Below are 14,924 nucleotides of genomic sequence, written 5' to 3'. Positions count from 1 at the left end.
TTACAATAAATAATCAGTAATATAATCTTCAAAATGTCTTTTTTAAAACACATTTTACTGAAATAATCTTCAAATATAAGTTATAAAAACCAATACAATACATTTGTACCGTAAAAAATACTGAATCAAAAATGAAAACAAACAACTTAGGATACCCAAGAATTGGTAGCAACAGAGAACTAAAAAAAGCCAGTGAGTTGTACTGGGCAGGGAAAATTTCTGCAGATGAATTAATCGAAACCGGAAAAGACATTCGTCGAAAAAACTGGCAGTTACAAGCTGAAGCCGGAGTAGATTTGATTCCGTCTAATGATTTTTCGTTTTATGATCAGGTTTTGGATCTAACGCTTACGGTTGGTGCAATTCCGGAACGTTACCACGAACTGGCAAAAACAAACACTTCAATCGATTTGTACTTTGCTATGGCAAGAGGTGCACAAAAAGACGGTCAGGATGTTGTAGCTATGGAAATGACCAAATGGTTCGATACCAACTACCATTATATTGTTCCTGAGTTCACAAAGAATCAAAAATTTGAATTGTTTTCGGAGAAGATTATCAATGAATTTAAGGAAGCAAATGCCTTGCAAATTGCTACAAAACCTGTGTTAATAGGACCTGTTTCCTATTTGCTTTTAGGAAAAGAAAAAGAAGAAGGTTTTCACCGCATTGATCTTATCGACAAACTGCTTCCTGTGTATTTTGAGATTTTCGAAAAACTACAAGAAGAGGGTGCTGAGTATATTCAGCTCGACGAACCTTTCCTGGCGTTAAACTTAACAGATAAGGAAAGAAGCACCTTCACAAAAGTATACCACGAAATCCACCAAAATTTCCCTAAAATTAAAATCGTTTTGGCGAACTATTTTGATTGTTTTGGAGAAAATCTGGCCACAGCATTAGCTCTTCCGGTGGATACTTTTCATTTGGATTTAGTGCGCTGCCCTTCTCAATTAGATGATATTTTAGAATCAGGTCAATTAGCTCCTACCGCGAATCTTTCCTTAGGTGTGATTGACGGAAGAAACATCTGGAAAAATGATTTCAGAAATTCTCTGGAACTAATCAAAAAAGCTACTGCTGCTTTGGGAGAAAACAGAATTCTGGTTGCCCCATCCTGCTCATTAATTCACAGTCCGTGTGATTTAGATTTAGAAACCAATGATACAACACTGACTCCTGAAATCAAGCAATGGCTTGCTTTTGCCAAACAAAAAATCAATGAAGTCGTTTTATTGAAACAATTCGCTTCTAATGAAATTGACGTTAAAAACTCTGTTGATTATGAACAAAATGTGATTGCCAACAACAACCGTAAAACATCAGCATTAATTCATAATGACGAAGTGAAAACGCGTGTTGCCGGAATTACAGCTTCGGATGACCAACGTAAAAGCACTTTTGCTGTTCGAAGAAAAAGTCAGATTGAAGCTTTAAACCTGCCTTTATTCCCGACCACCACCATTGGATCTTTTCCTCAAACTGCTGAAGTGAGAAGCTGGAGAGCGAAATTTAAAAAAGGAGAATTAACAACAGAACAATACAACGATTTAATCGAAAAAGAAACGGAAGCTACGATTCGTTTTCAGGAAGAAACAGGAATTGACGTTCTGGTTCACGGAGAATTCGAGCGTAATGACATGGTGGAATACTTTGGAGAACAATTGTCCGGTTTTACTTTTACAAAAAATGGCTGGGTACAGAGTTACGGAAGCCGTTGCGTGAAACCTCCCGTTATTTACGGCGATGTTTCAAGACCAAACCCTATGACGGTAAAATGGTCGCAATACGCACAATCTCTGACTCCAAAATGGGTAAAAGGAATGCTTACCGGACCGGTTACTATTTTGCAATGGTCTTTTGTACGTAACGATCAGCCTCGTTCCGTGACCTGTACGCAGATTGCTTTAGCCATTCGTGATGAAGTTGTTGATCTGGAAAAAGCCGGAATCAAAATCATTCAGATTGACGAGCCTGCCATTCGCGAAGGTCTTCCTTTACGAAAAGAGGAATGGGCCAATTACCTGGACTGGGCTGTAAAAGCATTCCGTATTTCTGCAAGTGGTGTTAACGACGATACGCAAATTCACACCCACATGTGCTACAGCGAATTCAACGATATTATTCAAAATATTGCCGATATGGATGCCGACGTGATCACGATTGAATGCTCGCGCTCGCAAATGGAACTTTTAGATGCTTTTGCCAACTTTAAATATCCAAACGAAATTGGACCGGGAGTTTATGACATTCACTCTCCACGTGTCCCTTCAAGTACCGAAATGGTTCATTTGTTAGAAAAAGCAGCTGCGGTTATTCCTGCGGATCAATTGTGGGTGAATCCTGATTGCGGCTTAAAAACCCGTCATTGGGACGAAACCAAAAAGGCTTTGATCGAGATGGTTAACGCAGCCCAGGAAATGAGAGCAGCTGTTGAAAACACCGCTACTTTTTAATTTTATTTGAATATATTTTGTTTTTTTACTGCCAACTGGCGAAGCCGAAACTCTTGTAGTTTTGATTTTTTTCGACTTCGCTATGGTTGGCATTTTTTTTTAGCAGCAGAAGATTTTTTTTCAAAAGACCTTCAGTCCCGCTATCCGTTATATCTTTTATGGCGAACCCCGCCACAAAAGGATATCACTTCTATCGGGGCTAAACGATAAATTTTACTTTTCATAAGCCACTAGTACAAAAAAAAGCGCTCCAATTGGAGCGCTTTCCTATTTAGATCAAGATCTAAAACTAGAAGTTTTTAGAAATTCCCATAGAAAATGCATTTCCAAAAGTAAAATTGAATCTTTTTCTACTATCACCAGCGCCGTTATTTTCATCATAATTTAAAGTGTCATACTTTAAACCTCCTATATTGAAATTCAGACCAAATCCTTTACCAATATTTATTAGCAGTGCTGGTGTTACACCAATATAAAACCCATCTCCTTTATTAACTGTAACTGTATTCGTAAAATTATTTTCATACGTTTCTTTTCGCTTTTGAAAACCTGCTCCTAAATCTGCATAAACAGAAAAAATTTCACTTAATGGTTTAGAATATCTCAAAAAACCTCCTGTAGACAGGGTTTGATCTTTGTATTCAGAATTATTATTCCCTTGTTTAGTTGCTGAAATTCCAACCTCAATACCTGCTGTCCAGTTTTCATGAAATTGATACCCTACTTTTGGCGCAAAACCAAAATAATGGTTTTTGTTATCAGACCCCAATTCTGATACAGTTTCTGAATTGTAATAGACACTTCCCATAACCAAAACAGAACCTTTTTGAGCATTTGCAAAACTAAACATCGTTAGTGCAAGAATAAGTAACATTTTTTTCATAGTTGTTATTATTTAAAATTTAATCCTATTTCACAACAACAATGCCGTTATTTTTAATCATTCTAAAATAGAAATATAAACAACTAACGTTCAATCTTTTAAATCGCTAAAAAACACACACTTTAGAATCTGCTTTTCATTAAAACAAAAAAAGCACCCGCCGTGGCGGATGCTTTTCTGAAATTGAATACTATTTAAGATTAGAAGTTTTTAGAAACTCCAATGTTAAATGTTCTACCAAAATTAAAATTGAAGTTTTTAACTTCTGGTCCATTGTTATCATAGTTTAAAGTGTTGTACCCTAAACCACCAATGTTAAAGTTTAAACCAAAACCTTTTTTCATGTCGATGAAAAGAGCTGGTGTAATACCAATGTACATACCGTCAGCTTTAGCAGTTGAAGTCATTGGTCCTGTGTACGTTTTGTCTTTTGCACTTTGAAAACCTGTTCCTAATTCAGCGAAGAAAGCGAAAGTTTGGTTTAATGGCATAGTGTAACGTAAAAATGCACCTAATTTAGTAGTGTTGTTTTTCACTTCATTTACTCCTTGCTCAGTTTTGCTAGAACCAAAAGAAGCCTCACCCCCTACAGTCCAGTTGTCGTGAAATTGGTAACCTACTTTTGGAGAAAAATCAAATTCATTCGTTTTAACCTCATTGTTTCCTAAAGTTCTGGTTTGAGAAGTGTAACCAATACCACCACCAACTAAGATTGTTCCTTTTTGTGCGTTTGCAAAGCTAACCATAGCTAATGCAAGAACCACCAACATTTTTTTCATTATAAATTATTTTAAATTTGATATCCCTTTAACAAGAACGATGCCGTAACGACTGGCTTTTATATTTTTTTTATGATTTCTTTAAAAGATAAAAATGTAGTAATCGAGCGTATTTCTGTTTACTTTTGTAGCAAATAAAAAGTCATGTCGATAGCAGTAAACAACATATCAAAAAGTTACGGAACCCAAAAAGCGCTAAATGAAATTTCATTCTCTATTGAAAAAGGAGAAATCGTCGGATTTTTGGGTCCAAACGGAGCAGGAAAATCTACATTAATGAAAATTTTGACGACCTATTTACTGGCAGATAACGGCTCAGCCCTTGTAAACGGTCATGATGTCATGACGGACGCAAAGGGAGTTCAACGTTCTATTGGCTATTTACCGGAACATAATCCGTTGTATCTGGATTTGTATGTTCGTGAATATTTGGCTTTTAATGCCGATGTTTATCAGGTTCCGAAATCAAGAATTGAAGAAGTCATACAACTGACAGGGCTGTCAGGTGAAAGTCATAAAAAAATAGGACAGCTCTCTAAAGGATACCGTCAGCGTGTGGGACTTGCCAATGCTTTATTGCACAATCCGGAGGTTTTAATTCTGGACGAACCCACTACCGGACTGGACCCTAATCAGTTAATGGAAATTCGAAATGTGATCAAAAATGTAGGGAAAGATAAAACCGTTTTTCTGTCTACTCATATCATGCAGGAAGTCGAAGCCATCTGCGATCGTGTCATTATTATTGACAAAGGACAAATTGTTGCCGACAAAAAATTAGACCATCTGGTATCTGAAAATGCGGAGCAAGTGATCGAAGTAGAATTTGATTATCAGGTAGAAGAACAGCTTCTGGCTAAACTTGAAAATATTACGGCCTACAAGAACACACACGATATGACCTGGGAACTAACTTTTGTTTCTGAAAAAGACATGCGTCCGGCTATTTTTGATTTTGCCAATGAAAATGGTTTAAAAACATTACAACTGAACCAGAAAAATAAAAATCTCGAAGCAGTTTTCAGAGAAATTACAAAGTAGGAGTTCCAGCCTTACTTCATTTTAAAATAAAACCAATTTGTTCTGTTATAGAATAAGTTGGTTTTTCTGCTTTTATTCCTCGCCTGTTTTTCCATTTTCTCAAACTCTGTGAAGTCTTGTTTTCACAGGCATTTTTCTCAAATTTTTAATATTTTACCAGATTTTATACTTTTCATTCAAAACAGGAACCCTTCAATATCAAGGCCTTACATTATTTGTCGTAAATTTTAACTATATTTATTTAGACTTATTATAAATAGTGTTATATTTGACAACTGAAACTTCAAATAATCACTCATGTTTTCAATACTCCTTCCTATAAAAGCCTCGATATATAAGCTCTCAAACCGATTGACACTTCTTCAAAATACACTTTCTGATAAACTCGAACAACTCGTTCTACAGTAGCATACAGCTTCCGTACCCAAAATCAAAAATTACTTTACCCCCATCATTCCAAAATACCATGAAGAATATTATAACATCTATTGTACTTGCCTTTTCAGTCTACGGATATACGCAGACAGAAAAAGGAAGAGACAGCATTGTCGAAACTTCGATTAATGCTTTAGATGAAATTGTAATCACAAAAAAGAAGGTTTTATATACGCAGAAATCAGATCGACTGGTTTTTAATGTAGAAAACAGCATTGTTTCTGAAGGCGGCACTGCTTTAGATGTTTTATCACGTGCTCCGGGCGTTGTCGTTTCTCAGGACGGCGAATTATCGATCCGCGGACAACAAGGTGTCGGAGTGATGATTAATGGCAAGTTAACACAGCTTTCGCAAAAAGAACTAGCCAATTATTTAAAGTCAACTACCTCATCCAATATCAAACAAATTGAAGTGATTACGAATCCTTCTTCTAAATATGATGCGACCGGCAAAGCCGGAATTATTAATATTATTTTAAAGAAACCTAATGCAGGCGGACTTAAAGGAACGGTGTTCACCAATTACGGAAGAGCCCGTAAGAACAGAACCAATTCAGGTGTTAACTTAAGTTACAACAAAGATAAATTTGGCGTTTACGGAAACTACAGTTACACCTTTAGAGGTGAGGAAGAACGTAAAGAATTCGATCAGATTCAATATACTGACAACACACGTCAAACTATTTCAACAAAAAACCATCAGACCTCGGTTACAGACGAACCGCTGACTTCTAATAATTTTAAAATTGGAACTACCTATGAAGTTTCTCCTAAAACGAATTTAGAAGTTTATGTTGATGCCAAACTGGGGCGTTACGAGAACATCGCTAATGGTAGAAACACATTGCTAAATACTTCAAATCAGGTACAATTTGATGCTTTGACCTTCAACGACAGTAAAGAAAAGTGGAATGATTATACGTATGGCTTTTCTGGAGTTCATAAATTTAATACCGAGGGCAAAAACATGTCTTTTGATTTGGAGTATGAAACGTCAAAATTCAGATCGAATCAGTTCCAGAGTGCAAAAAATACAGATCCTGCTATTGCTGCTAACATTAATGACCGCAGGGGTTTTATTCCGTCGCAATTGAGTGTTTTTACAGGAAAAATTGATTTCGTCAATCCGTTAAAGGAAAAGCAGTCTATCGAATGGGGCGCTAAAGCCAGCGTTAAAAACAATGACAATCCATCGGTTTACGAGTATTACGACAATAATCAGTGGATCGTTGATCCTAACTCAACCAATCATTTTGAGTACAAAGAACAAATTTATGCTGCCTATGCTAATTACAAATACCAACTGGAAAATTTAAATATTCAGGGAGGGTTAAGAACGGAATATACTGCGATTGAGATACTACAAAAAACCTTAAATGAAACCCATAAAGACGATTATTTAAAATGGTTTCCAAGTGTTTCTTTGAAATATGAGCTAAGCAACGACCATTCTTTGCACGCCTCCTACAGTAAAAGAATCAACAGACCGAGTCAGTTTGATTTGAATCCGTTTCGTTTTTACGATGATTCTTTTAATTACTCACAAGGGAATCCGAATTTGGTTCCGGAGATTACACATTCGACAGAAATTGGATACGCCTGGAAAAGTGCTTTTATGGCTTCGTTGTATTTCAGTAAAACCAAAGATGTTTTTACAGAGGTTTACGATTACAATCCCGCCAATAACACGACTATAACTTCCCAAATTAACGTGAGCAAATCCTTTAATTATGGTGCAAATATTACCAACACAGCCGAAATTTACAAATGGTGGTCGGTGAATACGCTATTCAACATTTTCGAAAATAAGTTCATGGGAAATGTAGTTAATATGGATAAAATTGATCCTATTGTTACTTTAAATCTAAGTGTACAGAACTCCTTTACGATCAGCGAGAGCCTAAAAGCTGAAGTTAACGCACAATATCAATCCAAATCGAATCTTGGTATTTATGAAAGAGATGCTTTTTTTGATTTTAGTATTGGAATCTCGAAACAGGTACTGGCTAAGAAAGGAAGTATCAAATTTAATATTACAGACATTTTTAATACCAATAATTTTCACATCAATTCAGTCATAGCTCAAACGAGCATCAATAAAAGATATGATCTGGACAACCGTATTGCTACTATAGCGTTTACGTACAGAATTTAATATTTGGATCTTTAGTTTCCTTGTTTTTGTTTTTTTTTTGAATGAAAGAGCCTGTTTGTAGTTAGCAGGCTCTTTTTGTTTGTGGGGTTAACCGCAAGCAAGTATAGTATTTTTGCTCGCAAAGACGCAGAGACGCAAAGTTTAATTTTCTGGCACTTATCATCTTGTTGAGATTATTTATCCTGTACCACACTGCCACAACTAAAAAAATCTTGAGGTTGCGAAGTTAACCGCAAAGCAAGTATAGTATTTTTGCTCGCAAAGACGCAGAGATGCAAAGTTTAATTTTCTGGCACTTAACATCTTGTTGAGATTATTTATCCTGCAGCATACTGCCACAAGTAAAAAGACCTTGAAAACGATATTTAAAACTTCGTCAGACTGAGCGAAGCCGAAGTCCCCCCCAAAAAAAAGTGGTCCTGCATACAAAAAATCGACTTCGCTTTGCCTGACGTGTCAGACTGAGCGAAGTCGAAGTCCCACAAAGCAAGAAAAAAGTCTTTTGAGGAATTTTACTTCGCACAAAAGACTTTAAGGAAACTAACTAATACAAAACTGCTAAAATCAAATCAACACTAAGCTTTTGATTTTTGCTTTTTCTTTCTGCCCCACCAGATGTAAAATCCGGTAATTGGCAAACTGGCGCAGATTAAACTGCCGATGAAATAAATTATTTTGGTCGACAATCCTCCTATTGCCCCAATATGAAGGCTGTAATTGGATCGCATCAACCAATCTGAAAAACGTTCATTACCAATATATTTTTCTGATTTTGGAAGTAATTCAAGCGTTTTGGAGTCAAAATACAGATCTCTCCAAATGCCTTTGTACATGTCCGTACAGGCGTAAAAATCTTCTTTCGGATCATCGGGAAAATGAATGATAACTGCTTCTTTGTTTTCTTTAGCAATTTCCGTTCGAACCTTTTTCCAAATAAAATCAACAGCAGTCAGTTTGTCTAATTGCTCTTTGGACAAGGGCACTTTTTTAACCGAAACTGTCTGCTCTTTTACCTCTGCCCATCCTCCACTAATCCAGTAAGTACTTTCCCTTAGCCAATGAAAACTCATTAACAATCCGGTAAAAGAAATCAATACTGCCAAAATGAGTACATAAAACCCCATTACATTGTGCAAATCATAATTGAGGCGTTTGAACTTAGCCTCCCACTTTATTTTAAAACTGCTGTTAATGGTTGTTTTGTTCCACTTTTTCGGAAACCACAATAGTAGTCCGCTAATCAATAAAAAGAAGAAAATAAAGGTTGCCCAGGCGGTTATCTGTGCTCCAATATCCCGCTCCAGCCAAAGATTCCGATGTCCTTCATCGATTATGTGAAAGAAATCTTCATGATCAACCATCCCGGTAATTTTACCGTTATAGGGGTTTACATAAATCAACGAATCCGATTCGATATCGACTTTAACTGATTTGTCTAAACCATTATACCAGAAACCATGAATTTCTTTGTTGGGCAGTACTTTTTGAACTGCTGCATAAATTTGAGAAGGGGGCAATAAGTGCTCAGGACTTTGAGCCTCGACATTGAGCCAGGGAGAGGTAAACTCTTTGATTTCGTGTTCAAAAACCAAAATACAACCGGTAATTGCCATGATAAATACAATTATTCCGGAAGCGAGCCCCAGCCATAAGTGCAGCCAGGCATTGATTTTACTAAAGCGTGATTTTCCTTTATTGGGCGGTTTACCTGTGCGGTTTTTAATAATATTCATTAAAATAGTAATTTGAAACTAAGACAAAATTTATAAATAAAACGGTTTGAGGATTTTTAGTAATCCTCAAACCGCTTAAAACTGTGGTAATTTAATAGGTAAGTTTACCAATTGAAGGCAAATAAAGACCTTCTTTAATAAGTGCACCCGCTTTTGCAGTACCGGTTGCAATATCAATTTGGTACACACGAGCCTGATCGCCTGTTACAAAACTTTTGTATGCTTTTCCGTTCTCTACAAACATACTTCCCAATCCGAAGAATTCATCTCCGCCATGATCCGGTAATCCTGTAACTGCTAAGATTGTTTTGGCAGATAAATCCAATATTGCCGATTTGAAAATTGTTTTTGTGTTAAGGAAGCTGTACACAGAATTGACAGCATCAACTTCGGTAGGGATATAGGAGATGAAAACTTTCTCTCCTCCTAAAGGATAAGCGGCGAGAACTTTACCTTTTAACGTACTTGACTGAAGATCGAAAAAGTACCCCGGATCAAACTTAGCATCACCTTTTCTAACACGTAAAACTCCTGATGAAACACCCGTAACCGGATAACCTCCTGCACGTGCATTAGACGAGAACGTATAAATATCCCCTGATTCTGTCTGAACAATTCCGGTATTGGTATAATAAAGACCAATTGCAGTTGTTCTGGCATCTTTTATGGTGCTTACATATTCTAAAGAAGGGTATTTGTAGACTCTCATAGTAGCATCAGATGACAATACTTTATTGGTCCCGTCGCTTACATCTTTGGTATACACCGGAACAAAAAGTTTATCTCCTGAAACTGCCGCTCCTGTTGGCCAGTATAATATTTTTTTATTGGCTGGATTCACACTAAAATCATTGAACTTACGGGCATCGATGGAAACGGTAGCAGGGTTGTAAATCATCAATTCGTAATCAGATGAACTACCGTCCCAGGTAGCACCAATATTGATCAGTTTTTTATCATCTGTATAACCTACAGCATAAGATGACTCGAAAGAAATCTTATCTCCCGCCCCCAGCTTTCCGGAATTGTTTAGACGAAACGATACCGATCCTTCGTCTTCTGTACTTAAGGCAAAAAATGTATTGTTCACAGGAAAACAACTTCCTCCCTGCTCAATTCCAACTCCTTTTGCACTAATTTCTCCGGTCATTAACTGATCAGTAGAATTAAAGTCTAATATATACTGCGTATAATCGGCCAGCCAATAAGATGCTACATATTTAGTTCCGTTTACAGTTGGTGTTTCATCTTTAGAGGAATCATCACTGCTGCATGAAAAGATAGAGCATGACAGAAAAGCCAATGCAAAGCATTTTGCGAATTTGTTTACAAACATGATTATTATTATTTAGGATTATTATTTAAATTACTGTAGAAAGTATCTGAACTTCACTGAAAAAGCACGTCCCGGTTTTTGAACCTTAAAATAATCGTACACTTTTATGTCGGTAATATTTCTACACTCGAAAGCCAAATTGTATTTGCCGTTTAAAAAAGAATAGGCAACCATAGCATTCTGTGTAAATTGTTCCGGAATAGCTTTTTTGGTTTCCAGACTTCCCAGTACCGGCCAGGTCAGATAAAAAGCATCTATATAATTGGCACTTACATTTAAAGAAAGTCTATCGTCCTGATGTCTGATGTTTTTAAAGTTAAAAGTCAGATCAGCGTTTCCGTAGAAGATTGGAACATTAGGCAATTGTGCGTCATACAAGGCATCAGGGCTGGTTGTTCCTGCTTTATATTTGTTTTTGTTAAGGCTCTTTTGATACGTTCCGTTTACTTCAAAATTTATTAAGTCTTTGTACCCGTATCTAAAAACACCGTCAATACCTGTTATTTGCACGTTTTGAAGATTTTCAAAAACCGTTTTGTCTCCCTCCTGCTTTTCTCTGATAAAATCTTTTGCTTCTCTGTAAATGATACTCGTCTCAACATTAAAATGATTTTTGCTGTTCTGAGTATTAAAAGCCATTCCCAGATTTGCGTTATCACTACTCTCAGGTCTTAATCCGATATTGCTGTTTATCGTAAGTCCGTCACCCAGCATTTCTGTAGCAGAAGGTAAACGATATGCATGTTCATAAGAACCTTTAATTTGAAATTTATCGGTCAAATGGTATGCTGAAGTAGCGCCATAACCATAATTTGTTGATGAAGAAGATTGCGTTATGTTATTGGCGATCATTTGAGTTGCTAAATCAAACATTTTACCAAAACCTGAAACAGCCAGTCGATTATCGAGACCGCTAAAATTATAACTTAAACCCAGAATATTTTTGTCAATAGTAGGTTCTCCCAGTTGTACAACTTTTAAATACTCGTTTGTTTCTTTACGTTTGTAGCCCAAATAAGAGTAATTTACCGCTAGTGAATGCTGCTCATTGAACTGGTATTTTAAGTTTGTTGTCACCTGTGCATTAGCCTCATCGTAAACGTATATGGTTTTGTTTCCTAATTCGCCTTTATCATTTGCTCCTGCAAATTGTCTGTATATATAATTCCCTGTCCAGTCGTACACTCGCGAAGAAGTATCTATCGAACGGTTGTTTACTAAAGCATAAGTGGAGTTAATGCTTAAAGACAATCCTTTAGTAAAAAGATCACTTTTTTTGAATTTCAAAGAGGTAATAAAACTTTCACTATCTGTAAAAGCCTGCCCTACTACTTTTTGCATTGTTCTTCCCTGTTGAATTTCTTTTTTATTGCCTGCAACGGCAAAACCAACAAGCAGATAATCAGCAAAACTCTTGTTTTTAAATCCTGCTTCTGCCATTATGGTTCCTGATTTATAGGCATCATGGAAATGCTTGTATTTTTGTTCCGGTAAAAACTTCGAGGTATTTTTATCCACAACACTTACGTCTACCTTATAATCATTGTCGGCATAATTTGCAAAAGCGTTAATGTTGGCAATAAAACCATCCCGACCGGAGAATCTCGTATTTATTGCTGCCCGGTGCGTGTTAAACGATCCATAACTATAAGAAGCATCGATGTAACGGTTTACATTTTTATTGGTTACGATATTAACAGCTCCCCCAAGTGCATCCGCTCCTAACTCAATAGGAACAACACCTTTGTACACATCAATACGTTCAGCCATGTTTACCGGAATATTATTCAGCGTAAGAGCTGAACCATAACTGTCCATAGGTACACCGTCCAAAAAGAATTTAACCTGATTCCCGGAGAATCCATTCAGTGAAAAATTAAAAGCCGATCCCAATCCTCCATATTCCCGAATGCGGACTCCAGTGGTTTTATTCAACACCTGATTTAAATCGGCAGACGTATTGTAGGTTTTCTTTAAATCTATGGCTGTAATATTATACGCCTGTTCTCGTACTCTTTGAACTTTGGACTTTCCCGTTACTGCAACTTCTTTTAAAGCTGCCATATCTTCTTCCATCATAATATTCTGAGTAGGCTTTCCTCCCAGCTTCAGAAAAATTGCAGTTTCTGTGGTTTTATAACCCACATGGGTAACAAGCAAAACATAATTTCCCGGCTTGGCACTAATTTTATACTCCCCTTTATTATTCGTCAGTGTACTGTATTCTGTTCCTTTTAAAGCTACCGAAACTCCTTCGGCAGTTTTCCCAAGATGATTAACAATAACTCCTGTTAAATTTACTTTGTCCTTTTGTGAATACCCTTGAAGTGAAATAAAAAAAATGGCGATCAAGAGCATTAATCTACTTATTTGCATCTAATAAATTTTGGTTTGAAAATTAAATTAGCAACAAAATTAGGCTCTCAAAAGGTTTTTTCCAAGTTATTTTTAATTATTCTAAATAAGAATAGTAATTAACTTTTAAATAAAAGAAAACATAATAAACAGATCAATCCTTAAAGAATAATTAAATTTTACTTAAGCTTTCCTTAAGAAATCATGAGATAAAAATTAAAAAATCCAGACTGACCGCTCCTCAAATTTTCAAAAAAAGGCAAAAAAAAGCCCGATTAGCATCTAATCGGACATAAAAAATTTAGACTATCGAATTAAAAATCCAATTCAGAAATGGTCTTTTTTATCTCTTCGATAATTATTTTGATATCATTTTCAGTAGTGCGCCAATTGACAAAAGATGCTCTAATTCCTTTTCGGTTTTGATAAACCGTTGGCGTCATAAACACCTTTCCTGTGTCATTTAAATGCGTCAAAAACGTACTTACATTCTCCTGATTATGGTCTCCTTTTAATGTGAAACAAACGTTATTTAGTCGGATTGGAGCCAACAGTTCGAAGTTCTCGTCTTCGATAAGGGCGTTTGCAAAATGCAGTGCCAGTGCCGTACTTTTCTCTATGATGTCTTTAAATCCTTCTTTTCCGTAAGCCAATAAAGAAAACCAAACCGGTAAGGCTCTTAATCGGCGTGAATTTTCAGGCAATACGTTCAGGTAGTTAAAATTCTCCAGAGGATTCCCTAAATAAGGCGCATTAGAATTTTGGAACGTCTCGATTTGCAGTCCAACATGCTCTTTTTTAATTAAATAAAAAGCACTTTCATAAGGCACGTTTAACCATTTGTGACAATCAATTGTAATACTGTCTGCACCTTCCCAGCCTTCTGTAAGGTGTTTGAATTTTTCAGAAACCGCAGCAAAACCACCAAAAGCGGCATCAATATGCCACCAGAAATTGTATTTTTCTCTAAGTTTTGCAATAGCCGCAAAATCATCAAAATCGGCTGTATTAACAGTTCCTGCACTCGAAATCAGGATAAATGGCTCTCCGTTTAAACTTTCTATATTCTTCTGAAGATCGTCGATATCAATAGCTTCTCTATTGCCTTCTGCGGTTTTAAGCACCGTATAATTGTTACTTCCAATCCCCAGCATCGATAATGTTTTTATGGATGACGAATGAGGTGTTGCAGTTAAGATAGGTATGGCCCCGGAAACTCCGTTTTTAGCAAAATCTTTTCCTGACTGAGCACCAATCCATTGTCTTGCCACCCCTAAACAGGTAAAATTTGACATGGTTGCTCCAGTCACAAATCCCCCTAAAAAAGATTCGGGAAGCCCCAATAACTGTCGCAATAAATGAATAGTCTCAAACTCGATTAGGGCCGAAGTTCCTCCCTGCGCTTTTACCGCCTGAGTATTCTGATCGTATACGGTAGACAACCAGTCGCCCACAATAGAAGCTGGCGTTGATCCTCCGGTTACAAAACCTAAATATCTTGGCCCCGGAGAAGCTACCATCAATGGTGCCAGTCTCTCCTTAAATTCTTCCAAAGCCCCCAATGATCCTAAGCCTGTCTCGTCTAGTTTTCGGGTTGGATCAATTGTGTTTTTACTGGAAGTTGGAACGTTTTCAAGATTGTCCAAAAACGCTATTCCGTGCTGTTTTGCTTTTTCCAGAATGTTTTCAAGATCGTTCAGATCATTTTGAAGTATTGAATTCATTGTAAACTACTTTTTTATGCCTCGCTA

General features: G+C 36.7%; 9 protein-coding genes. 3 read left to right on the top strand and 6 right to left on the bottom strand.

The window, feature by feature from the left end; all coding sequences use genetic code 11:
- Positions 1-131: 131 nt before the first annotated feature.
- Positions 132-2,456: a 5-methyltetrahydropteroyltriglutamate--homocysteine S-methyltransferase gene (metE, locus tag B0A80_RS07340; protein WP_089076872.1), complete on the top strand. Its 2,325-nt coding sequence runs from the start codon at positions 132-134 to the stop codon at positions 2,454-2,456.
- Between the two features lie 289 nt (positions 2,457-2,745).
- Here the strand turns inward: metE and B0A80_RS07335 are convergent, their stop codons facing one another.
- Both B0A80_RS07335 and B0A80_RS07330 read right to left on the bottom strand, forming a co-directional pair.
- On the bottom strand, positions 2,746-3,339 hold the full coding sequence (locus B0A80_RS07335) for an outer membrane beta-barrel protein (RefSeq protein WP_165769228.1): 594 nt from the start codon (positions 3,337-3,339) through the stop codon (positions 2,746-2,748).
- A 200-nt stretch (positions 3,340-3,539) separates the two neighbouring features.
- Positions 3,540-4,118 (bottom strand): outer membrane beta-barrel protein, encoded by a 579-nt coding sequence (locus B0A80_RS07330; RefSeq protein ID WP_017497267.1) that lies wholly within the window; start codon positions 4,116-4,118, stop codon positions 3,540-3,542.
- A gap of 144 nt (positions 4,119-4,262) precedes the next feature.
- Between B0A80_RS07330 and gldA the strand changes: the two genes are divergently transcribed.
- Both gldA and B0A80_RS07320 read left to right on the top strand, forming a co-directional pair.
- The gene (gldA, locus tag B0A80_RS07325) at positions 4,263-5,159 is read left to right on the top strand and encodes a gliding motility-associated ABC transporter ATP-binding subunit GldA (RefSeq protein ID WP_089076871.1); all 897 of its coding nucleotides are present in this window, start codon (positions 4,263-4,265) and stop codon (positions 5,157-5,159) included.
- A gap of 466 nt (positions 5,160-5,625) precedes the next feature.
- Positions 5,626-7,749: an outer membrane beta-barrel family protein gene (locus tag B0A80_RS07320; RefSeq protein WP_089076870.1), complete on the top strand. Its 2,124-nt coding sequence runs from the start codon at positions 5,626-5,628 to the stop codon at positions 7,747-7,749.
- A 575-nt stretch (positions 7,750-8,324) separates the two neighbouring features.
- Here the strand turns inward: B0A80_RS07320 and B0A80_RS07315 are convergent.
- From B0A80_RS07315 to B0A80_RS07300, 4 genes are all read right to left on the bottom strand, one after another.
- Positions 8,325-9,482 (bottom strand): PepSY-associated TM helix domain-containing protein, encoded by a 1,158-nt coding sequence (locus B0A80_RS07315; RefSeq protein WP_089076869.1) that lies wholly within the window; start codon positions 9,480-9,482, stop codon positions 8,325-8,327.
- 91 nt (positions 9,483-9,573) lie between these two features.
- Entirely contained in the window at positions 9,574-10,818 is a 1,245-nt protein-coding gene (locus B0A80_RS07310) for a DUF4374 domain-containing protein (RefSeq protein WP_089076868.1), read from the bottom strand.
- Between the two features lie 30 nt (positions 10,819-10,848).
- Positions 10,849-13,194 (bottom strand): TonB-dependent receptor, encoded by a 2,346-nt coding sequence (locus B0A80_RS07305; protein WP_233430724.1) that lies wholly within the window; start codon positions 13,192-13,194, stop codon positions 10,849-10,851.
- Between the two features lie 293 nt (positions 13,195-13,487).
- Positions 13,488-14,897: a pyridoxal phosphate-dependent decarboxylase family protein gene (locus B0A80_RS07300; RefSeq protein ID WP_089076866.1), complete on the bottom strand. Its 1,410-nt coding sequence runs from the start codon at positions 14,895-14,897 to the stop codon at positions 13,488-13,490.
- Positions 14,898-14,924 lie beyond the last annotated feature (27 nt).

Source organism: Flavobacterium tructae (genome assembly GCF_002217475.1).
Taxonomy (GTDB): domain Bacteria; phylum Bacteroidota; class Bacteroidia; order Flavobacteriales; family Flavobacteriaceae; genus Flavobacterium; species Flavobacterium tructae.
Note: the sequence above shows the minus strand (reverse complement) of the source record. Positions and strands in the feature narration are given on the sequence as shown.